Raw genomic sequence first — 23368 nt, forward strand, 5'->3', positions numbered from 1 at the left:
TTTTCTTTCAAAATTACCACGAGGTAGATGCAATGTTAAATAGCTTATACTCAGGAAATCGTCTTAGAGTTGACTTCTCTAATGTCGTTAAAGAGATAGACGTTCCGAACCTACTACAACTACAAAAAAAGAGCTTTGATAATTTTTTAAATCTAAATAACAATCAGACAGAAAGCGGTATCGAAAAAGTTTTTAAGTCGATTTTCCCTATACATGATCCGCAAAATCGTTTGACTTTAGAATATGTTAGCTCAGAGATTGGAAAACCAAAATATACAATCAGAGAGTGCATAGAAAGAGGTCTTACATACTCTGTAAATTTAAAAATGAAAATACGCCTTATCGTGCATGAAAAAGATGATAAGACTGGTGATAAAGTTGGCGTTAAAGATATAAAAGAGCAAGAAATTTTTATACGTGAAATTCCATTGATGACAGATAGAATTTCATTTATTATAAATGGTGTTGAGCGTGTTGTTGTAAATCAACTTCATAGAAGCCCTGGCGTTATCTTTAAACAAGAAGAGAGTGCGACTGTTGCAAATAAACTTATCTATACAGCTCAAATAATCCCAGATCGCGGCTCTTGGTTGCACTTTGAATATGATACAAAAGATATTTTATATGTTAGGATAAATAAGCGCAGAAAAGTGCCTGTAACTATCTTGTTTAGGGCATTAGGATATAAAAAACAAGACATTATTAAGCTATTTTATCCGATACAAAATTTGGTTATTAAAAATAATAAATTTTTAACTCTTTTCAATCCAGAGGATTATCTAGGAAGAGTTGAGTATGATATAAAAAATGAAGATGGAGAGGTTCTTCACCAAGCTGGGAAGCGCCTAACAAAGAAAAAAGCTGATAAATTAATCGAAGATGGCGTTAAATTTGTCGAGTATCCTATCGAAGCACTTATTGGTAGATATTTGGCAAACCCTGTGATAAACACAGAAAGCGGCGAAATTTTATATGACACACTATCTGCTCTTGATGAGAATAAACTTGCAAAAATTTTAGCTGAGCATGAAAGCATCGATATTATAAACAACTCTGCAGCTGGTGTTGACGACGCTATAATAAATTCATTTATCGCCGACAACGATATGCTTAAGGTTTTAAAACAAACTGAGGGTGTAGATGATGAAAATGACCTTGCTGCGATTAGAATTTACAAGGTCATGAGACCTGGCGAGCCAGTAGTTAAAGAGGCTGCAAAAAGCTTTGTAAATGATATATTGTTTAACCCTGAAAGATATGACCTAACAAAAGTTGGTCGTATGAAGATGAACCACAAGCTCTCACTTGATGTGCCAGAGTACGTTACATTGCTAACTAGTGAAGATATCATCAAAACTGCAAAATATCTTATAAAAGTTAAAAACGGACAAGGCCACATTGACGACCGCGACCACCTTGGCAACCGCCGTATAAGATCGATCGGCGAGCTACTTGCTAGTGAGCTTCACCTTGGTTTTGTTAAGATGCAAAAGGCTATCCGTGATAAATTTACAAGCCTAAGCAATAACACTGATGAGATCATGCCTTATGATCTTATCAATCCAAAAATGATCACAGCGACAATCATGGAATTTTTCACAGGCGGTCAGTTAAGTCAGTTTATGGATCAGACAAACCCACTTAGCGAGGTTACACATAAGCGCCGTCTATCTGCGCTTGGTGAGGGCGGCTTGGTAAAAGAGCGTGCTGGATTTGAGGTGCGTGACGTTCACCCAACTCACTACGGCAGAATTTGTCCAGTTGAGACTCCAGAAGGTCAAAATATCGGTCTTATCAACACTCTTTCAACTTATGCAAAAGTAAATGACCTTGGCTTTGTTGAGGCGCCTTATAAAAAGGTCGTCGATGGCAAAGTGACTGATGAGATAGTCTATCTAACAGCGACTCAAGAAGAGGGCAATGTTATCGCTCCAGCATCAACTAAGCTTGATGAAAATGGGCATATCGTTGAGGACTTGATCGAGGTTAGAAAAGAGGGCGAGATGATGCTTGCTCGTAGAGAAGATGTTACCTTGATCGACCTTTGCTCTGGTATGATAGCTGGCGTTGCAGCTTCGCTTATTCCATTCCTAGAGCACGACGACGCTAACCGTGCGCTTATGGGTTCAAACATGCAGCGTCAAGCAGTGCCACTACTTCGTTCAACTGCTCCTATTGTTGGAACAGGTATGGAGAGTGTTATCGCAAGAGATGCTTGGGAGAGCGTAAAAGCAAAACGAGGCGGCGTGGTTGAAAAGGTTGATAATAAAAACATCTTTATCCTTGGTGAGGATGAAGCTGGTCCATATATTGATCACTACTCTTTAGAGAAAAATTTAAGAACAAACCAAAATACAACATTTTCACAACATCCGATCGTTAAAAAAGGCGACGAGATCGAGGCTAATCAAATCATAGCTGATGGTCCAAGTATGGAAAAAGGTGAGTTAGCTATCGGTAAAAACGCGCTAATAGCATTTATGCCTTGGAATGGATACAACTACGAGGACGCGATCGTTATTAGTGAAAAAATGATACGTGAAGATGCCTTTACAAGCGTTCATATCTATGAAAAAGAGATTGAGGCTCGTGAGCTAAAAGATGGCGTTGAAGAGATAACAAAAGATATACCAAACGTCAAAGAAGAGGAGCTTATGCACCTTGATGAAAGTGGTATCGTTAAAATCGGTACAGAGATCAAGCCTGGCATGATCCTTGTTGGCAAAGTATCTCCAAAAGGCGAGGTTAAACCAACTCCAGAAGAGAGACTTTTGCGTGCGATCTTTGGTGAAAAAGCTGGCCATGTTGTAAATAAATCGCTCTATGCTTCAGCTTCAATGGAAGGCGTGGTTGTTGATGTTAAAATTTTCACCAAAAAAGGCTATGAAAAAGATAGCAGAACAAACAAGGCTTATGAAGAAGAGAAGACACTTTTAGAAAAAGAGCACCACGATAGACTGCTTATGCTAGACCGCGAAGAGATGCTAAAAGTTACAGCGCTTCTTTCTAAAAACCCATTAGCGAGCGATCAAGAGGTAAATAAAAAAGAGTATAAAAAAGGCTCAAAGATCAACAAGGCTGACTTTGAAAATATCAACAGATTTACTCTAAATGCCATCGTAAAGAGCTTTTCAAAAGATATCCAAAAGAAATATGATGAGCTAAAAAATTACTTCCAAAATGAGAAGAAAAAGCTCAAAGAAGAGCACGACGCTAAGATAGAAATTTTAGAAAAAGATGATATTTTACCAAGCGGCGTTGTAAAACTTGTAAAAGTTTATATAGCTACAAAACGCAAACTAAAAGTTGGCGATAAGATGGCTGGACGTCACGGTAACAAAGGTATCGTTTCAAATATAGTTAGAGAAGTTGATATGCCTTATCTTCCAAGCGGACAGATCGTAGACATCGTGCTAAACCCACTTGGCGTTCCAAGCCGTATGAACATCGGTCAAATTTTAGAGAGCCACCTTGGTCTTGTTGGCTACCGCTTAGGCGAGCAGATCAATGAAATTTTTGAGACCAAAAAAGGCGAGTGGATAAAAGAGCTAAGAGCTAAGATGATAGAGATCGCAAGCGTTGCTAAGCTAATGGACGCTAAAAAAGCTCTTGGCAAGATGAGTGATGAGAAGCTTCTTGAGTATGCAAAAGATTGGAGCAATGGCGTAAGATTTGCAACTCCGATTTTTGAAGGCGTTAAAGCTGACGAATTTGCAAAACTATTTGAGATGGCAAAGATAGATAGCGACGGCAAAACTGAGCTATATGACGGACGCACAGGCTCAAAGATAAGAGAACGCGTTAATGTTGGTTGTATGTATATGCTAAAACTTCACCACTTGGTTGATGAAAAAGTTCACGCAAGAAGTACTGGACCATACAGCCTTGTTACACAACAACCAGTCGGTGGTAAGGCGCTATTTGGTGGTCAAAGGTTTGGTGAGATGGAGGTTTGGGCACTTGAGGCTTATGGTGCTGCTCATACACTAAGAGAGATGCTAACTGTAAAATCAGATGATGTTGAGGGAAGACTTTCTGCTTATAAAGCTTTAACAAGAGGTGAAAACGTTCCTGAGACTGGTATCCCTGAGACGTTCTTTGTTCTAACAAACGAGCTAAAATCACTAGCTCTTGATGTGGAAGTATATGATGAGGATGAGACAAATGAAACTAACTAATTTAAAACCAGTTGAGATAAAAGAAGAGCATAGACCTCGTGATTTTGAAGCTTTCCAACTTCGTTTAGCAAGTCCTGAGAAGATAAAATCTTGGAGTTATGGCGAGGTTAAAAAACCAGAAACTATCAACTACCGCACGCTAAAACCTGAGCGTGACGGCTTGTTTTGTGCCAAAATTTTTGGACCGATCCGTGATTACGAGTGTCTTTGTGGTAAATATAAAAAGATGCGCTACAAAGGTATCAAATGCGAAAAGTGCGGCGTTGAAGTAACAACATCTAAAGTTCGTCGTTCTCGCATGGGCCACATCGAGCTTGTAACTCCAGTGGCTCATATTTGGTATGTAAATTTCTTACCAAGCCGTATAGGTGCGCTTCTTGGTATTAAGATGAAAGACCTTGAACGCGTACTTTACTATGAGGCATACATTGTTGATAATGCTGGCGAGGCTTATTATGACAATGAAAATTCTAAAAAAGTTGAAAAATATGATGTTTTAAACGAAGAGCAATATCAAAGCCTAGCTTCAAGATATGAAGAGAGTGGCTTTAGTGCTAGAATGGGTGGCGAGGTCATCTATGATATGCTAGCTGAGCTTGACCTAACTCAAATTTTAAATCAGCTACAAGAAGAGATGGAGGCTACAAATTCTGAGGCTAAGAAAAAGACTATCGTAAAACGTCTAAAGGTTATCGAGAGCTTTTTAAATTCAGGCAACCGCCCAGAGTGGATGATGATAACAAATTTACCAGTTCTTCCGCCTGATCTTAGACCACTTGTTAATCTTGATGGCGGTAAATTTGCTGTTTCAGACGTAAATGATCTATATCGCCGTGTAATAAATAGAAATAGCCGTTTAAAACGCCTACTTGAGCTTGACGCACCTGAGATCATTATCAGAAACGAAAAGAGAATGCTTCAAGAGGCTGTTGATGCGCTATTTGATAATGGCCGTAGAGCAAATGCAGTAAAAGGTGCAAATAAACGCCCACTAAAATCACTAAGCGAGATCATCAAAGGTAAGCAAGGCCGCTTCCGTCAGAATTTGCTAGGTAAGCGTGTTGACTTCTCTGGACGTTCTGTTATCGTCGTTGGTCCAAAGCTAAAAATGGATCAGTGCGGTCTTCCAAAGAAGATGGCTTTAGAGCTATTTAAGCCACATTTGCTTGCTCGCCTTGAAGAAAAAGGCTATGCGACAACCGTTAAGCAAGCTAAAAAAATGATAGAAGATAAGACAAATGAGGTTTGGGAGTGCCTAGAAGAGGTCGTTAAAGACTATCCAGTTATGCTAAACCGTGCTCCGACACTTCACAAGCTCTCTATCCAGGCGTTTCACCCAGTGCTTGTTGAGGGCAAGGCGATCCAGCTTCACCCACTAGTTTGTGCGGCGTTCAACGCTGACTTCGACGGTGACCAAATGGCTGTTCACGTACCACTATCGCAGGAAGCTATCGCTGAGTGCAAAATTTTGATGCTTAGCTCAATGAACATCTTGCTTCCTGCAAGCGGTAAGGCTATCACAGTCCCTTCACAAGATATGGTTTTGGGAATTTATTACCTAAGCCTAGAGAGAAACGATGAAAAAGGTGCAAATAAAATTTTCTCAAGCGTCGATGAAGTAATGATCGCTGAAGAGGCTAACACTCTTGGTCTTCACGCTAAAATTAAGACAATGGTTGATAACAAGATCATCTTTACAACGGCTGGTCGCTTGATCCTAAGAGCGATACTTCCTGATTTTGTCCCTGAAAATATGTGGAATAAGATCATGAAGAAAAAAGATATTGCAAATTTGGTTGATTATGTTTATAGAAATGGCGGCCTTGAAGTAACGGCTGACTTCCTTGATAAGCTTAAAAATTTAGGCTTTAGATATGCTACAAAAGCTGGAATTTCTATCTCTATCGCAGATATCATCGTGCCAGACAGCAAGCAAAAATATATCGACGAAGCTAAGAAAAAAGTTCGTGAAATTCAAAAGCAATATGGCGCTGGTCTTTTAACAGATAGTGAGAGATACAACAAGATCATCGATATCTGGACAGATACAAACAATAGCGTTGCAAGCGAGATGATGAAGCTTATCCAAAGTGATAAGGGCGGATTTAACTCAATTTATATGATGGCTGACTCTGGTGCGAGAGGTAGTGCAGCGCAAATTCGCCAGCTAGCTGGTATGCGTGGTCTTATGGCAAAACCGGATGGCTCGATCATCGAAACACCGATCATTTCAAACTTCCGTGAAGGTCTAAATATAATGGAGTACTTCAACTCAACCCACGGAGCTAGAAAGGGTCTTGCAGATACAGCGCTAAAAACTGCCAACGCTGGTTACCTAACAAGAAAGCTAATCGACGTTGCTCAAAACGTTAAAGTCACGATGCACGACTGCGGTACGCACGAGGGCGTTGAGATCACAGATATCACAGAGAGCGGCGAGCTAATAGAGAGCCTTGAAGAGAGAGTCTTGGGCCGTGTTTTAGCAGATGATGTGATCGATCCTATAACAAATGAAATTTTATTTAGCGAAGGCACATTGCTTGATGAGGAGAAAGCTAAGGCAATAACAGAAGCTGGCATAAAATCAGTAAGCATTAGAACACCTATCACGTGCAAGGCGCCAAAAGGCGTTTGCGCAAAATGCTACGGCTTAAATTTGGGTGAGGGCAAACTTGTAAAACCAGGCGAGGCTGTCGGTATCATCTCAGCTCAATCAATCGGTGAGCCAGGTACTCAGCTAACGCTAAGAACATTCCACATCGGTGGTACGGCTTCTACTGAGCAGCAAGATCGTCAAGTCATCGCTCAAAAAGAGGGCTTTATTAGATATTACAACCTTAGCACATACGAGAACAACGGCAAGAAAATCGTTGCAAACAGAAGAAGTGCAGCTGTACTACTTGTTGAGCCAAAGATAAAATCAACAATCGATGGTAAAATCGAGATCGAATATGCTCACGAAGATGTAAATATCGTTATCAAAGGCAAAAAAGAAGAGATAAAATATACCATCAGAAGAAACGACCTTGCTAAGCCAAATGAACTAGCTGGCGTTAGCGGTAAGATCGAAGGCAAGATGTATATCCCTTACGTAAATGGCGATAAGGTAAAAGAGAATGAGAGTATTGTTGAGATCATCAAAGAGGGTTGGAACATTCCAAATCGTATCCCATATGCTAGTGAGCTTAAAATTTCAGACGGCGATCCAGTAACTAGAAAGATCACAGCAGATGCAAATGGTGTGGTTAAATTTTTCATACTAAAAGGTGACTTCCTTGATAGACTAAAAGATATCAAAAAAGGTCACAAAGTAACTGAAAAAGGCTTCTTTGTTGTCGTTTCTGACAAGGATGGACGTGAGGCAGTTCGCCACTACATCCCAAGGAATTCTATCATCCAAGTATCAGATAATGATGCGGTAGAAAGAGCGACAGTAGTCTCACTACCTGAAAAAGATGACAAGCTAATAATCGCTGAGTGGGATCCATACTCAACTCCAACTATCGCAGAAGAAGCTGGTGTGGTTAGCTTTGAAGATGTCGAGCCAGGATATAGTGCGACTGAGCAAGCTGATGAGGCAACTGGTCAAAGACGTCTTGTCATCAACGAGTATTTGCCAAGTGGCGTAAAACCAGCGATCATTATCACTACAAAGAGCGGACATTTGATCAAGTATCCGCTTGATCCAAAAACTGCGATCTTTGTTTCAAGTGGCGATGAAGTGGCCCAAGCTGACATTTTGGCTAAGACTCCAAAAGCTGTTGCTAAGTCAAAAGATATCACTGGTGGTCTTCCAAGAGTTAGTGAGCTATTTGAAGCAAGACGCCCTAAAAATACAGCTATCGTTGCAGAGATCGACGGTGTTGTTAGATTTGACAAGCCACTTCGCTCAAAAGAGCGTATCATCATCCAAGCAGAAGATGGCACGACAGCTGAGTATTTGATCGAGAAGAGCCGCCAGATCCAAGTAAGAGACGGCGAATTTGTCCATGCTGGCGAGAAACTAACAGACGGACTTATCTCAAGCCATGATATCTTAAGAATTCTTGGTGAAAAGGCACTTCACTACTATTTGATCAGCGAAATTCAGCAAGTTTATCGTCGCCAAGGTGTTGCGATCGCTGACAAGCATATCGAGATCATCGTCTCTCAAATGCTTCGCCAAGTCAAAATCGTCGATAGCGGAAATACAAATTTCATCGTTGGCGACATGGTTTCAAGAAATAAATTTAAAGAAGAGAACGAGCGCATCATGAAAATGGGTGGCGAGCCAGCTATCGCTGAGCCGATCCTTCTTGGTGTCACAAGAGCGGCTATCGGAAGTGATAGTGTGATCTCTGCTGCGTCATTCCAAGAGACAACTAAGGTCTTAACAGAAGCGTCAATCGCTGCTAAATTTGACTATCTTGAAGATCTAAAAGAGAACGTCATCCTTGGACGTATGATCCCAGTTGGTACTGGTTTTTACAAAGATAAAAAGATAAAGATCAAAGAAAACTAATATATTAAGCCCCACCTCTGGGGCTTAATCCTCTTATAAATTTCTCACTTAAATTTACAAAATTTCAAAATTTACAAGCCGTTAATCAATATTAAATAAAATCCATAACTAAAAATATGTAACGGAGATATTATGAAAAATGTCGATCTTGGACTTTTATTTCTGCGCTTAGGCCTTGGAATTTGCCTTTTTATGCACGGCTTTGGCAAAATTCTACACGGAGTTGGCGGTGTAAAGAGTATTTTAGTTGATGCTGGACTACCTAGTTTTCTGGCGTATTTTGCCTATCTTAGCGAGGTTTTAGCCCCTATTATGATCGCTGTTGGTTTTTACTCAAGGCTTGGCGCGCTCCTAGTTTTTGGCTCTAGTCTTGTCATTTTGTATTCATATTTTGGTTTATCAAATTTACTTGAGCTAACTAATGTAAATGGCTTTAAAGCAGAGCTTATATATCTTTATATCGCTATGTCACTTTGCATCATCTCGACTGGTAGTGGTAAATACGCTATCAAGCAAGACTGATCCAAATTTAGCACATATCAGATGTGCTAAATTTTCACACATTTTATTTAAATTTTAATTTTATTTTATTTTTTTATAACAATTTAAGTTTGTAGCCTTTAAATTCAAAAATATCTCAAATCTAAAGGACACATGATGAACTCTATAAAAAAAGAGCCTTCGTTTCTGCTAGCCCTTACGCCTATCTTGGTTATGATCGTAGGCCTTGCGCTTGGCGTTGGTTATATGAAGCTAAAGGTTGAGCCGATCATTTTGATAGCTGCCCTCGTGGCTGGTGGCATCGCTTGGAGACTAGGATATAGTTGGAGCGAACTTCAAGAAGGGGTGATAGAGAAAATTTCAAGCTCATTGCCAGCACTTATGATACTTTGGGCAGTCGGTCTGCTTATTGGCTCGTGGGTATTTTCAGGCACTATCCCTATGATTATCTACTACGGCGTAGATCTTATAAGTCCGCAGTATCTAGTCCTAACTGCTTTTGTCATCGCAGCTATCATCTCAACCGTAACTGGCACATCTTGGGGTTCTGCTGGCACAGTCGGTGTCGCCATCATGGGCATAGCTCAAGGTCTTGATGTAAATTTAGCGGCAACTGCTGGCGCGGTAGTTGCAGGAGCATATTTTGGCGATAAGCTCTCTCCGCTCTCAGACACGACAAACCTAGCTCCGATAGCAGCTGGCTCAGAGCTTTATGAGCACATCAGACATATGTTTTATACAACTATCCCAGCAACTATCGTTGCGATAGCGGCTTATCTATTTTTTGGTAGCGAGGCCGCAAGTAGTGGCGCAAATGTTTCAGAGTCGGTTTTGGCGCTTCAAGGTCAGCTTGATAAAATTTTTCACTGGAACATCATCTTACTTTTGCCTGTGCTTTTTGTCTTGGCTGGCTCGGTGCTAAAGTGGCCAACGATACCTGTCATGATCATCGCATCTCTATTTTCAGTGCTTCTTGGTGTGATCGTTCAAGATTTTAGCTTTAAAAATGGCTTTATCTCAGTGATGACTGGCTTTAACGTCACAATGAGTGGCGTCGAGATGGAGTTTTCAAAAGATATCACGAAGCTTCTAAACAGAGGCGGCGTGAGCTCGGTAAATTCAACCACCATCCTAGTTATCTGCGCTATGGGCTTTGCTGGTATCATCTCAAAAACTGGCATGCTTACAAAGGTGCTTCACACCATTATGGCAAAGGTCAAATCAGCAGCAGGCGTCATCATCTCAACTATCGGCTCATGCTTAACTGTCGCATTTGTCACAGGTAGTTCATATCTTTCTATCCTCATCCCTGGCGAGATGTTTAAAGACTTTTATAAAGAGAAAAATTTAGCAGCCAAAAACCTATCAAGAACACTTGAAGACTCTGGTACCGTGATCGTTCCACTCATCCCTTGGTCAGCAGCAGGCGCATATATGACAGCTACACTTGGAGTGCCAACGGTAGAGTACTTGCCTTGGGCGATACTAAACTACATGGGCGTTGTCTTTGCTATCATCTTAGCAATCACTGGCATTGGCATAGCTAAGATAAACAAGGATGCCAAATGATACTTATAAAAAACGCCAAAATTTACTCGCCAAAATTTCTTGGCAAAAAAGATATATTTATATGTAACGGCAAGATCGTCTACATAGCTGAAAATATAGAGCCAAATTTACCAAACATAAAGGTGATCGACGCTTCAAATTTAGTAGCCATACCAGGCCTTATCGATAAACACGTGCATATCACTGGAGGCGGCGGCGAAGGTGGCTTTAAGACTAGGGTGCCTGAGATCATGCTTTCAAATTTAATAGAAGCTGGCATAACGACAGTCGTTGGTCTGCTTGGAACTGACAGCACCACAAGAAGCGTTGAAAATTTGGTCGCAAAAGCACACGCACTAAACGACGAGGGCATCACATGCTACGCTCACACCGGTGCATACAGCTCTAAAACGCCAACTATAACTGGAGAGATCGAAAAAGATATTGTCTTTGTTGGTCCCATAATCGGAACTAAGCTAGCCATAAGTGATCACCGCTCATCAAGCGTGAGCAAAGATGAGCTAGCTCACATAGTCTCAGCTGGCAGGGTCGCTGGTATGATCAGCTCGAAGTCAGGCCACACCACGCTTCACATGGGTGACGGTAAAAAGGGCTTAAATTTGATCTATGAAGTGCTAAATGAGTACGACATGCCAATCACGCTATTTCAGCCAACGCACGTAAATAGAAACGAGGAGCTTTTTAAACAAAGCTTTAAATTTATAAAAGATGGCGGCTATATCGACTTTACCTGCATGCCAGGTCTTACGCCACTTGAGGCTGTAAAGCGCATCAAAAAAGAAAATTTACCAACAAACAAGCTCACGATAAGCTCAGACGGCTTTGGTAGCTACTCTAGCTATGATAGCGACGGAAATTTACTAAAAATTGGCATCGCTAGCGTTAAGAGCCTATATGAAGAGTTTATAAATTTTGTAAAAGATGGCTTTAGTATCGAAGAGGCACTGCCATATTTTACGACAAACGTGGCAAGAAGCGTTGCTCTGCAAAATAAAAAAGGCGAGATAAAAGAGGGTTTTGATGCTGATATTTTGCTAGTTAGCGATGAGCTTGATATTAAATTTGTCGTTGCAAAAGGTGAAATTTTAAAAGATGACAGCGGTTTTATAAAAAAAGGAACGTATGAATAAATCTAATTTATTAACCGATATTTAAGTTTTTTTTAAATAAAATTAGGTCTTTTTAATAAATTTAGTTGAAAGGAATTATTGTGCCAACCATAAATCAATTGGTCAGAAAAGAACGCAAGAAAGTGACTGTTAAGTCAAAATCTCCAGCGTTAAAAGAGTGCCCTCAAAGAAGAGGAGTTTGCACTAGGGTTTATACTACAACTCCTAAAAAACCAAACTCAGCTTTGAGGAAAGTTGCCAAAGTTAGGCTAACAAGCGGTTTTGAAGTCATCAGCTATATCGGCGGTGAAGGTCACAACCTACAAGAACACAGTATCGTTTTAGTTCGCGGTGGTAGGGTTAAAGACTTACCAGGCGTTAAATATCACATCGTTCGTGGTGCACTTGATACTGCTGGTGTTGCAAAAAGAACAGTTTCTCGTTCTAAATATGGTGCAAAACGCCCTAAAGCTGGCGCTGCAGCTGCAACAAAAAAGTAAAAATTTAGGTTCGCAGACGTTGCTAAAATTTGCAAACGTTTGAGTAAAATTTCATAAAAATTTGAAGGAAAGATCAAAATGAGAAGAAGAAAAGCTCCTGTAAGGGAAGTCTTACCTGATCCGATTTACGGAAACAAAATAATCACTAAATTTATTAATTCTCTTATGTATGATGGCAAAAAAAGCGTCGCTACTGAGATAATGTATGGTGCTATCAAAGCTATCGAAAAGAAAAATGCTGAAGTTAAAGGCATTGACGTTTTTAACGACGCTATCGAAAATGTTAAGCCTATTTTAGAAGTTAAATCACGCCGTGTTGGTGGTGCTACTTATCAAGTGCCAGTTGAGGTTCGCCCAGCTCGCCAACAAGCTCTTGCTATCCGCTGGCTTATAACTTACGCTAGAAAAAGAAGCGAAAGAACAATGGTTGATAAACTAGCCAATGAGCTTTTAGATGCGGCAAATTCAAAAGGTGCATCTTTCAAGAAGAAGGAAGATACTTACAAGATGGCAGAGGCTAATAAAGCATTTGCTCACTACCGCTGGTAAGAAAGAATTAGTATGGCAGAGAGAAAAACGCCTTTACATAAGGTAAGAAATATCGGTATTGCGGCTCACATTGATGCTGGAAAGACAACTACTAGTGAGAGAATTTTGTTCTTCACTGGTATGAGCCATAAGATAGGTGAGGTTCATGATGGCGCTGCTACTATGGACTGGATGGAACAAGAAAAAGAGCGTGGTATTACTATTACATCAGCTGCAACTACAGCGTTTTGGAAGGGCTACCAAGTAAACCTAATCGACACTCCGGGACACGTTGACTTTACTATTGAGGTTGAGCGTTCTATGCGTGTTCTTGACGGTGCTGTTGCGGTATTTTGTTCTGTTGGTGGTGTTCAGCCACAGTCTGAAACTGTTTGGAGACAAGCAAATAAATATCACGTACCAAGAATTGTTTTTGTTAATAAAATGGACAGAATTGGTGCAAATTTCTTTAGAGTTGAAGAGCAGATTAGAGAAAGATTAAAAGCAAATCCAGTGCCTATCCAAATTCCTATCGGTGCAGAGGATAACTTTAAAGGTGTGGTTGATCTTGTAAGAATGAAAGCATACGTTTGGAATGACGAGAAAAAGCCAACTGACTATGTAGAAGAAGAAATTCCAGCTGAAGTTAAAGATAAAGCTGAAGAATACCGCGCAAAACTAATCGAAGCTGTTTCTGAGACAGACGATAGCTTGATGGAGAAATTCTTTGCAGGCGAAGAACTAACTGAAGAAGAGATCAAAAAAGGTATAAAAGCAGGCTGCTTAAGAATGACTATTACACCTATGCTTTGCGGAACTGCGTTTAAGAACAAAGGTATCCAACCTCTACTTGATGCTGTTGTTGATTATTTACCAGCTCCAGATGAGATCGCAGCGATAAATGGTGTTTACGAAGATGGCACTGAGGTGACTGTTGAAAGTACAGATGATGGCGAATTTGCCGCTCTTGCGTTTAAAATTATGACTGACCCATTTGTTGGACAGCTAACATTTATCCGTGTTTATAGAGGAAGCCTTGAAAGTGGTAGCTATGCTTACAACACAGTTCAAGACTGCAAAGAGAGAATCGGCCGCTTACTAAAAATGCACTCAAACAAACGTGAAGAGATTACCGAACTTTTCGCTGGTGAAATCGGCGCCGTTGTTGGTCTAAAAAATACTCTAACAGGCGATACTCTTGCAAGTGAAAAAGATAAAGTTATCCTTGAGAGAATGGACTTCCCAGAGCCAGTTATTAGTGTTGCGGTTGAGCCAAAAACAAAAGCAGATCAAGAAAAAATGGCGATCGCTCTTCAAAAACTAGCTCAAGAAGATCCAAGCTTTAGAGTTAGCACTGATGAAGAGAGCGGACAAACTATCATTAGTGGTATGGGTGAGCTTCACCTAGAGATCATTGTTGATCGTATGCTTCGTGAATTTAAAGTTGATGCTGAAGTTGGTCAACCACAAGTTGCTTACCGCGAGACTATCCGTAAGGCAGTTGAGCAAGAGTATAAGTATGCTAAACAATCAGGTGGTCGTGGTCAATACGGTCACGTATTCTTACGCATCGAGCCACTTCCAGCTGCTAGCGGATTTGAATTTGTTAACGACATCAAAGGTGGTGTTGTTCCAAAAGAGTATATCCCAGCTGTTGAAAAAGGTTGTAAAGAAGCGCTTCAAAGTGGTGTTCTTGCAGGATATCCAGTTGAAGATGTTAAGGTTACACTTTTTGATGGTAGCTACCACGAAGTTGACTCATCTGAAATGGCATTTAAACTTGCTGCTTCTATGGGCTTTAAAGAGGGCGCTAGAAAAGCAGGTGCGGTTATCCTTGAGCCTATGATGAAAGTTGAAGTTGAGACTCCAGAAGAGTATATGGGCGATGTTATCGGTGACCTTAACAAACGCCGTGGCCAAGTAAATTCAATGGATGATAGAAATGGCATCAAGATCATTGCTGCTTACTGCCCACTAGCTCAAATGTTTGGCTACTCAACAGATCTTCGCTCAATGACTCAAGGTCGTGCGACTTACTCTATGGAATTTGATCACTACGAAGAAGTTCCTAAAAACGTAAGCGAAGAGATTATTAAAAAGAGAAATGGCTAATTAGTCAAAATAGGGCAGAGCGATCTGCCCTTTAAAATTTAACTACTTGAGTAAAAATTTAAACTAACTTGCAATTTGTCCTCATAGCTCAGCTGGATAGAGCGCAGAATTCCTAATTCTGAGGCCACAGGTTCGAACCCTGTTGGGGACACCACTCCTGCTTTTAATACCACGCAATAATAATCTTTTATAGAGTGCTTTAAATCATTTATATTTAGAATTCTTATTTTTATAAGTAGTTGTGTTTGGCATATAAATAAATTTATTTTTTAATGAATTATTTGTATGACCTTACTATCAATAAAATTTATCAAAAAAAATTCTATATATTTAATAATCCATGCTAACATTTCAAAAATTTATTTAAGGAGAGTAGATGAAAAAAATTTTACTTTTAGGAGCCGTTTGTTGCATGTTGTCAGCTGATGTTAAAACTGTTAATATAAGTCCAGATGAGATCAAAAAATATGATCAGATCGTTGATATTAGAACTCCATCTGAGTGGCAAGAGACTGGCATCATAGCTGGTGCAAAGACCATCACTTTTGATCCAAGCAATAAGAGTGCATTTTTATATGAGCTTTCAAAGGCGGTTGATATCAAAAAGCCTATCGCTCTTGTTTGTAGAAGTGGTAGAAGAAGCACAGCAGCAGCTGCAGCGATAGATAGTACAGATCTTAAGATTATAAATTTAGATGGTGGCATGAGTAGTTTGCTCGAGCAAGGCTACAAAACTACACCTTATAAAAAATAGACAAATCTCTAAATTCTACATTTGACTACAAGATAAATTTATTTTGTAGTCAAAATTTATACTAAATAATAAATTTTATTATTTGATTAACCAGTGATTAACTCTAAGTCAATATAATTTCATCACATTTAAACAATAAAGAAGGAGACAAAATGTCAAAAGTTATTTTACAGTTAAACACAATTCAGGCTGATGCAAATGCACTTTATATCAAATTTCATGATCTTCACTGGAATGTAAAAGGCATCCAATTTTTTAGCGTCCACGAGTACACTGAAAAAGCCTATGAGGATATGAGCGAGATTTTTGATGACGCAGCTGAGAGAGCTCTTATGCTTGGCGGCAGACCTATTGTTAAGGCCGAAGAGCTAGCAAAAGTCGCTCACATCAAACATGAGCCAAAAGAGAGCTACACACCAACTGAAGTTTTAGAGATCGTTTTGGCTGATTACAAGCACCTTTTGGGCGAGTTTAAAAAGCTTGATGAGCTTGCAGAGGGTGACACAACAACTCAGATGTACGCACAAGATCAAATAGCTAAATTTGAAAAAGCCATCTGGATGCTAAACGCAACACTTGGCAAATAATCACAGCGGGAGCTCTCCCGCTTTACCCTAAATAAATTCCACCTTTTGGCGATATAGTTTTTATAAACTTATAGGAGCCAAATATGCAAATCAGTCAAATCGTAAGCTCATACAACACTTCAAGCGTAAAAGAAAATGTAAAATCAGAAATTTCACTTCACAAAGATGAAAAAGAAGTTTCTAAAAAGCAGCCTGAGGTTTCAAATTTAAGCGCAAAAGAGATTTCAAATAGCTATTTTTTGCAGTATCAAAAAGAGATCACTCAAAGCGCTAGCTCAAATTTACTAGCACAAGGCGGCCTAAGCTTTAACGTACCTGAAAATTTATCAGACATTTTAGCTGGACTTGATCTAGCAGGCATCGGCTACAACGGCAAAGCTCTAGGAGAGCTAAGTAGCGATGAGGCGAGTGAGCTAGTTAGTGAAAATGGTTTTTTTGGCATCGCAAATACAGCTGATAGGATAGCCGGCTTTGTACTAAATGGCGCAGGTGATGATGTAGAGAAGCTAAAAGCTGGTAGAGAGGGCGTGGCAAAGGGTTTTGAGGATGCAAAGAAAATTTGGGGCGGAGAGCTTCCTGAAATTTCACAAAAGACTATTGAAAAGACCCTTGAGACGCTCGATAAAAAGATCGCCGAGTTTGGCGGTAACGTCTTAAACGTATCAGCTTAAATTCCTTGGGGTCTCTCCCAAGAAATTTATATATTAATGTAAGCACAAAACTCAAATTTTAAAATTCGCAAATTTTATTTAATCTTAAAAGCTATACTTTGCTCTTTATATTAAGGAGAAAAGATGAAAGCTAAAATTTTACTTCCTCTAGCAGTAGCCACTATGTTTTTGGGATGTTCATTTTTTAATGACAACCCACCAGTCCGCAAGCAACCAAGGCAAGCTACTAAAACTATACCTGCAAAAAGCTCCATTAAAGGCTTTATAAAAGATGTTAGCTATAAAGATTCGAAATACTGCTACGAGATAGTAGCCAGCGATGTGAAAAATCACAAACTAAACAAAGCAAATTTTTGTGCAAACAGATATTATTACGATAAGGGCGATCTTGTCTATGCGACTTTTTACGCAGATAAGCTCATAGACATGCTTCTTATAAAAGAGGGCGGCTCTAGAGGCGCATATAATGGCATAAGAAAACCACAAAATGAAGTAGTCGTTAAAAGAAAAAATATAAAAACAAATATCGAAGTACCAAAAGAGGAAAAAATTTCTTTTTAGATTACCGTTGATTTACTGCTAGCATATATAATTTCATCAGCAATCAAAACTAGAACTCCTTTTAAGGGGCAAAGCAACGGCCCCTTTTTCTTTTTATCCCTTTTTTAAAAGTCTCATTTGTAAAAGTTAAATTATCAAAATATGCCTCTTTTTGGTTAAAATCGGTAAACGATCGGTAACAAAAATGCAAAATTTTATGATTTTTTAAGCTTCATCTTAAAATTTATTGATTATAATCGTCGACACAAAAACCTTAAAAGGAGAAAAAATGAAACTAACAAAAATTAGTTTAGCCGCTTTGGTTGCTTTAGGCGCATTCTCAAGTGTAGCAAGTGCTACTCCACTTGAAGAAGCTATAAAAAATGTTGATCTTTCTGGTATGGCAAGATACAGATATACTCATGTACATGATTATGACAAAACACAAAAAAATGTTAAAAAATCAAATGAGGCTGGCCATAACTTTAAAATGATCACAAATTTTAAAGCTGCTATCGATGATAACTTCTTTGGCGTTGTTGGTTTAAGATACAATGCTACTGATGGCTCAGGTGATAATGCTGGTACTGGTACAGATAAAACAAACACAACTGGAACTTTTGGTGTTCACCAATTCTATCTTGGCTATAAGATCGGCGGTACTACTATAACAGCTGGTAAACAAACTATTGACTCATACTTTACTGATGACGCAATCGGTACTGGCGTAAGAGTAGTAAATGAAGATATTGAAGGTCTTACTCTAACAGCTTTAGCTTTTGATGCTCTTGAAGGCAATGGCGAGAGCGATGGCAAATTATATGATGCAGCTGTAACTAATAAATTAGATAGATATGATGTTGGTAACTTATATGCAGCTGGTATTGCTGGTTCATTTAATCCAGTTAGCTTCCAACTATGGTATGGCACATTAACTAATCTAGCTGATGTACTTGCAGCTGACGTTTCAGCTAAATTCGACATCACTAATGACTTTGCCCTAGGTGCAAGACTTAACTATGCAAATAGCACAGCTGATAAAGAAGCTAAAAACATCCTTGGCTACAATGATGGTAACTTCTATGCTGGCGAACTTTCAACTTCACTATTTGGTTTTGATTTAGCTGCTGGTTATATCGGCTGGAAAGCTCAAGATAAAGGTATATCAGCATTTACATTTGAAGATCAAGGTAGCCTAATAACTGCTGGTGAAGATGTATTTGACTGGACATATGCAGAGGGTAAAGGCAACTTCTTCTATGCAACAAGTGCATATACATTTGATAAATTCACAGTTGGCTTAGATTATGTTAAAGGTACTCAAAAAACTTCAGCTGGTGCTGGTAACCCAGATGTAAAAGATAAAGTTGAAGAATTTGTTCCAAGATTTGCTTACCAATACAACAAAAAGCTAACATTTAGCTCATTCTACTCTTTCCAAACTCACAAACTACCTAATGATGTGAAGACAAAAGAAGACAAATTTAGATTTGAAGCTAAATATTCATTCTAATTCATAGCTAGTTAATCAACTTATGATATAATCCCGGGTCGGAGCAATCTGATCCGGGATTTTTAAATTTAGAGCAAAATTTCAAGGAAACTCATGAAAAATATCAAAATTTCTTTTTTGGCGTGTTTTTTGGTGGCAAATGCCTTTGCAGCTTCTCAGGTTTATTATATAGAAGCTCGTGGAGAGTTTGGTAAAGAGCTTGCCGAAATGGCAAAAAAGCAGGCTAATGACAGAAATGAAAAAGTAAATGTCTATGTCGATGAAGATCCAAGACGCTATAAAGACAATAGAATTTTAAAATTTGGCGTTGATAGAAAAGGTAGATATAGTGTCTCTTTAGGAAAAGAGCTTTATGAGAAACAATGTGCTAGCTGCCATGGCGAAAGTGCAGATAAAAGACCATTTGGCTCAACACCACTCAAAAATATGGATGCTAAAGATATAGAAGATAGCATCATCTCTTATAGAAGCGACTCAAGCTTTGGTGGTAGCGGTAAAAACGTAATGCAAAACCAAGCTAAGATCGTCTCAAACAATGATCTAGGTGCAATACTTGCTTATCTAAAAGGTAAAGATGCACTTGCAGATCAAGATACAAACGAAAATAAACCAGTTTCAACCGAAACAAAGCAGGGCAGTTATTTAAGATAAATTTCACTTCGGTAGCTTTGCCACAATATAAATAAAAGGAAGCAGATGTTAAATCCAAAAACATTATTTTTAAGTATGGGCTCAGCTATCGTTTTGATGATAATCTTTGCCATAGCTAGTGGAGCCGCCACAATAATAGAGAGCAAAACCAGCACTGAAGCAGCTTGGTACTATGTTTATGGGGCTGGCTGGTTTGCGCTCATCCAACTACTTCTTGGTATAAATTTAGCCTTCAATATCTTTAGATACAACCTAATCGATCCTAAAAAACTCCCATCACTCATCTTTCACTTAGGTTTTATCGTCATCTTAATCGGTGCTGGCATCACAAGATACCTTGGCTTTGAAGCTGATATGCATATACGCGAAAACACTGCTTCAAACGTCGTTAGCACAAAGGTTTCGTATATAAATTTAACAGCGCTTAACGACAAAGGCGAAGAGATCAGCTCGGCTATGCCTTTGGGACTTGCTGATGTGAAGAAGGGCTTTGATCTAAAGCTAAAAACAGCAGACGGTGAGGCTAGTTTAAAATTTAAAGAATTTGTGCCAAATGCAAGCTATAAATTTGTAAATGATGATAGCGGAAAGCCTGTTGTTGAATTTGTAGTCTCAAACGAGAGTGAAAGCGAAGAGATATTTTTACTTGAAGAAGAAGAGGCAAGGGTTGGAGATATCAGCTTTATCTTTAATGCTAAACCAGATGAAAATAAAAAATATGTTCTTTTTAGACTAAATGATGGAAATTTCACAGTTACTTCAAATGTCGATCTTTCAAAATTTACTATGGCGGATAGCTCAAAAACTGAGCTAAAAGCTGGCAGCGTGAATGAATTTGGCACAGGTAGCTTATATACTATCTCAAATATAAATTTCGCCCCAAGGCTAGTCTCAGCGCACGCCACGAGAAAGCTAGTTAGCTCAAAGGATAGCGAGTTTAATGCGTTGATAGCTGAGCTAAACTACAAAGGTGAGAGTAGAGAGATGCATGTATTTTACAACCTAATGGAGCCTTCACGTATCGCTGTGGCTGGACAGAAATTTAACGCTTCATGGGGAGCTCAGCAGATAAAACTCCCATTTAGCCTCTACCTAAAGGATTTTGAGCTAAAAAGATATCCTGGCTCAAATTCTCCTATGAGCTACTCAAGCGAGGTTGTGGTAAAAGATGGCACGAATGATCCGGGGTTTGATTATAGAATTTATATGAACCACGTGCTTGATTATGATGGATATAGATTTTTTCAAAGCTCATACGATACTGATGAGAAAGGTACGATCCTCTCTGTTAATAAAGACCCAGGCAAGATCCCGACATATATCGGCTACTTTTTGCTAGGTCTTGGCTTCTTGCTAAATGTCATAAATCCTAACAGCCGCTTTAGAAAGCTAGCCAAACTAATAGATAATGAATCAACAAAAAGCTGTAAAAAAGTGGCTGCGCTCATAGCGGTCTTACTTTTAGGCTTAAATTTTAGCTCGCTAAAGGCGGAGGACTTCTTGCCACGTATCAGCAAAGAGCATGCAGACAAGCTTGCTAGGCTTATCGTGCAAAGTCCAGATGGCAGGATGAAGCCATTTGATACGCTTAGCAAAGAGGTTTTAAACAAAATTCACAGAGGCGAGAGCATAGGTAGCCTAAATTCAAACCAAGCGATGCTTTCTATAATGGTAACGCCTGATTTTTGGCGAAATGAGAAGATTATCGCACTTGGCCAAAGCAAGGAGCTAAAAAAAGAGCTAGGCGTCGATGAAAATGCAAGATATGCAAGCTTTGATGAATTTTTTAAAGCGACAAAAGATGGTGGAAGCGAGTATAAACTAACAAAATTTGCCGAGATAGCAAACCGCAAACACCCAGGCTCACGCAATACTTTTGACAAAGATGTGATAAAGATCGACGAGAGACTAAATGTATTTTATATGATATTTATCGGTGAAATTTTCAAAATTTTCCCAAAACAAGATGACCCGTCAAATTCTTGGTATTCGCCAGCTAGTGCGATGATGTACTTCTCGCCAAAAGAGGCTGAGCTAGTAGTTGGCATGATGAGAGAGTATTTTTCAGCTGTTGATGCAGCCTCAAAGGATAATGACTGGAGCAAGGCGGATGCGGCGCTTGAGAAAATTTCAGCCTATCAGCACAAATACGGCTCTGCCGTCATGCCAAGCGAGAAAAAGATAGACATAGAAATTTTATTTAATAAATTTCAAGTATTTGACCGCTTGACGCCGATATATCTTTTGGCTGGTCTTGCGCTTTTACTATTTGTTTTTGTCAAGATGTTAGCGCCAAAAGTGCAGATAAATGGCATAGTTAAAGCTGTATATACTATAAATTTACTAGCTTTTCTCGCGCACACGGTAGGCCTTGGTCTTCGTTGGTACATCGCTGAACACGCCCCTTGGAGTAACGCCTACGAGTCGATGGTATATATCGCTTGGGCGCTTGGTCTATCTGGCATCATCTTTGCAAAACGTAGTCCGATCGCACTTGCGCTTACATCTATATTGGCTGGTGTTACGCTGTTTGTCGCACACCTTAGCTGGATGGATCCGCAGATCACGACACTTGTGCCTGTGCTTCAGAGCTACTGGCTAACTATCCACGTCTCTATCATAACTGCAAGTTATGGATTTTTGGGTCTTTGCTCGCTACTTGGTGGCTTTACTTTGCTGCTTATCATCTTGCAAAACAAGAAAAAGCCAAATGCAGAGATCGCGCGTAATATCACTGAAGCAACGCGTATAAATGAGATGGCGATGATACTAGGTCTTAGCTTGCTCACGCTTGGAAACTTTTTAGGTGGCGTTTGGGCGAATGAGAGCTGGGGTAGATACTGGGGCTGGGACAGCAAGGAGACTTGGGCGCTAGTTTCGATCCTTGTCTATGCAGCAGTACTTCACATGAGATTTATACCAAAGCTTAATAATCAATACGCATTTGCTGTTGCATCATTTTTTGCCTATTGGTCGATCATAATGACCTATTTTGGGGTAAATTTCTATCTAGCTGGCATGCACTCATACGCAGCTGGAGATCCGCTTCCGGTGCCTGATTTCGTCTGGATAAGCATCATCGTGATGATAGCGATGAGCGTTCTTGCATTTACGAAACGCTCTCTTTGCACAAGGCTATAGATGCTTATTAAAGGCTTGATAGTCTTTTTTGTCTTTTTGCTTATAGTTGCCATTTGCGCGCTAATCTATCTTTTGCTAAAAAACAAAGACCATCAAGTCTTAACAAGAGGGCCAGAAGCTGAGGGTGAAGAAGAGATCACGATCGAAAAGCTTGAAGAGCTTGCTAGCGATAAAACTCTAAGCAAAAACGAGCTTTTCGAGCTTATACAAATTTTTGGAGAGAAATTTATAATACCAGCGAAAAAAAATCAGGTCGCTCCAAAAGAAGCTAGCAACTACATAAATTTTATAATCCTCATCTGTTCTCACCAAAATGTCGATGCAAAGCTTATTAGCTTTTTAGACAAAGAGGCTAAAAAGAAAAATCCAAGCTATGTTGCAGAGATCGAAGATAGCGAGAGGATAGGCATAGAAAACCGCAAAAATCGTAGGTAAATTTAGCTCTATTTTTAAATTTAAGAGCACAAAATATCGTTAGCAAAACTCAAATTTACAAAGTAAAATAGGAGCGCA

16 protein-coding genes and 1 tRNA gene are annotated in these 23368 nt (G+C 39.4%); all 17 read left to right on the forward strand.

Features of this window, described 5'->3' with window-relative positions:
- Positions 1–32: 32 nt before the first annotated feature.
- Positions 33–4178: a DNA-directed RNA polymerase subunit beta gene (gene rpoB / locus F3G76_RS06235; protein ID WP_103576216.1), complete on the forward strand. Its 4146-nt coding sequence runs from the start codon at positions 33–35 to the stop codon at positions 4176–4178.
- Positions 4165–8679, forward strand: a complete 4515-nt coding sequence (rpoC, locus tag F3G76_RS06240; protein WP_149706218.1) for a DNA-directed RNA polymerase subunit beta' — start codon at positions 4165–4167, stop codon at positions 8677–8679. The genes rpoB and rpoC overlap by 14 nt, the downstream gene beginning before the upstream one ends.
- Positions 8680–8811: 132 nt before the next feature.
- Positions 8812–9201: a DoxX family protein gene (locus tag F3G76_RS06245; protein ID WP_009294512.1), complete on the forward strand. Its 390-nt coding sequence runs from the start codon at positions 8812–8814 to the stop codon at positions 9199–9201.
- Between the two features lie 135 nt (positions 9202–9336).
- Complete coding sequence (nhaC, locus tag F3G76_RS06250) at positions 9337–10749, forward strand: Na+/H+ antiporter NhaC (RefSeq protein ID WP_149706219.1); 1413 nt, start codon at positions 9337–9339, stop codon at positions 10747–10749.
- Entirely contained in the window at positions 10746–11879 is a 1134-nt protein-coding gene (iadA, locus tag F3G76_RS06255; protein ID WP_149706220.1) for a beta-aspartyl-peptidase, read from the forward strand. The genes nhaC and iadA overlap by 4 nt, the downstream gene beginning before the upstream one ends.
- Before the next feature lie 80 nt (positions 11880–11959).
- On the forward strand, positions 11960–12358 hold the full coding sequence (gene rpsL / locus F3G76_RS06260) for a 30S ribosomal protein S12 (RefSeq protein WP_021090705.1): 399 nt from the start codon (positions 11960–11962) through the stop codon (positions 12356–12358).
- Positions 12359–12436: 78 nt separating this feature from the next.
- Positions 12437–12907 (forward strand): 30S ribosomal protein S7, encoded by a 471-nt coding sequence (gene rpsG / locus F3G76_RS06265; protein WP_103608426.1) that lies wholly within the window; start codon positions 12437–12439, stop codon positions 12905–12907.
- Between the two features lie 12 nt (positions 12908–12919).
- Positions 12920–14998: an elongation factor G gene (gene fusA / locus F3G76_RS06270; RefSeq protein WP_103572176.1), complete on the forward strand. Its 2079-nt coding sequence runs from the start codon at positions 12920–12922 to the stop codon at positions 14996–14998.
- Positions 14999–15075: 77 nt separating this feature from the next.
- Positions 15076–15152 (forward strand) — tRNA-Arg (locus tag F3G76_RS06275).
- Between the two features lie 222 nt (positions 15153–15374).
- A complete protein-coding gene (locus tag F3G76_RS06280; RefSeq protein ID WP_149706221.1) occupies positions 15375–15752 on the forward strand; it encodes a rhodanese-like domain-containing protein in 378 nt (125 codons plus the stop codon).
- A gap of 152 nt (positions 15753–15904) precedes the next feature.
- A complete protein-coding gene (locus F3G76_RS06285) occupies positions 15905–16339 on the forward strand; it encodes a Dps family protein (protein ID WP_009294499.1) in 435 nt (144 codons plus the stop codon).
- Positions 16340–16422: 83 nt separating this feature from the next.
- Positions 16423–17010, forward strand: coding sequence for a hydrogenase-4 component G (locus F3G76_RS06290; protein WP_149706222.1), 588 nt, complete (start codon positions 16423–16425; stop codon positions 17008–17010).
- A gap of 123 nt (positions 17011–17133) precedes the next feature.
- Positions 17134–17571, forward strand: a complete 438-nt coding sequence (locus tag F3G76_RS06295; RefSeq protein ID WP_103607052.1) for a hypothetical protein — start codon at positions 17134–17136, stop codon at positions 17569–17571.
- A gap of 268 nt (positions 17572–17839) precedes the next feature.
- Positions 17840–19063, forward strand: a complete 1224-nt coding sequence (locus tag F3G76_RS06300; protein ID WP_148823577.1) for a major outer membrane protein — start codon at positions 17840–17842, stop codon at positions 19061–19063.
- 93 nt (positions 19064–19156) lie between these two features.
- Positions 19157–19714 (forward strand): c-type cytochrome, encoded by a 558-nt coding sequence (locus F3G76_RS06305; RefSeq protein ID WP_002941036.1) that lies wholly within the window; start codon positions 19157–19159, stop codon positions 19712–19714.
- 45 nt (positions 19715–19759) lie between these two features.
- A complete protein-coding gene (locus F3G76_RS06310) occupies positions 19760–22855 on the forward strand; it encodes a cytochrome c biogenesis protein CcsA (protein WP_149706223.1) in 3096 nt (1031 codons plus the stop codon).
- Positions 22856–23290 (forward strand): fatty-acid--CoA ligase, encoded by a 435-nt coding sequence (locus F3G76_RS06315; RefSeq protein WP_149706224.1) that lies wholly within the window; start codon positions 22856–22858, stop codon positions 23288–23290. It abuts the gene before it with no gap.
- Positions 23291–23368 lie beyond the last annotated feature (78 nt).

It is taken from the genome of Campylobacter concisus, assembly GCF_902460575.1.
Lineage (GTDB): Bacteria > Campylobacterota > Campylobacteria > Campylobacterales > Campylobacteraceae > Campylobacter_A > Campylobacter_A concisus_AW.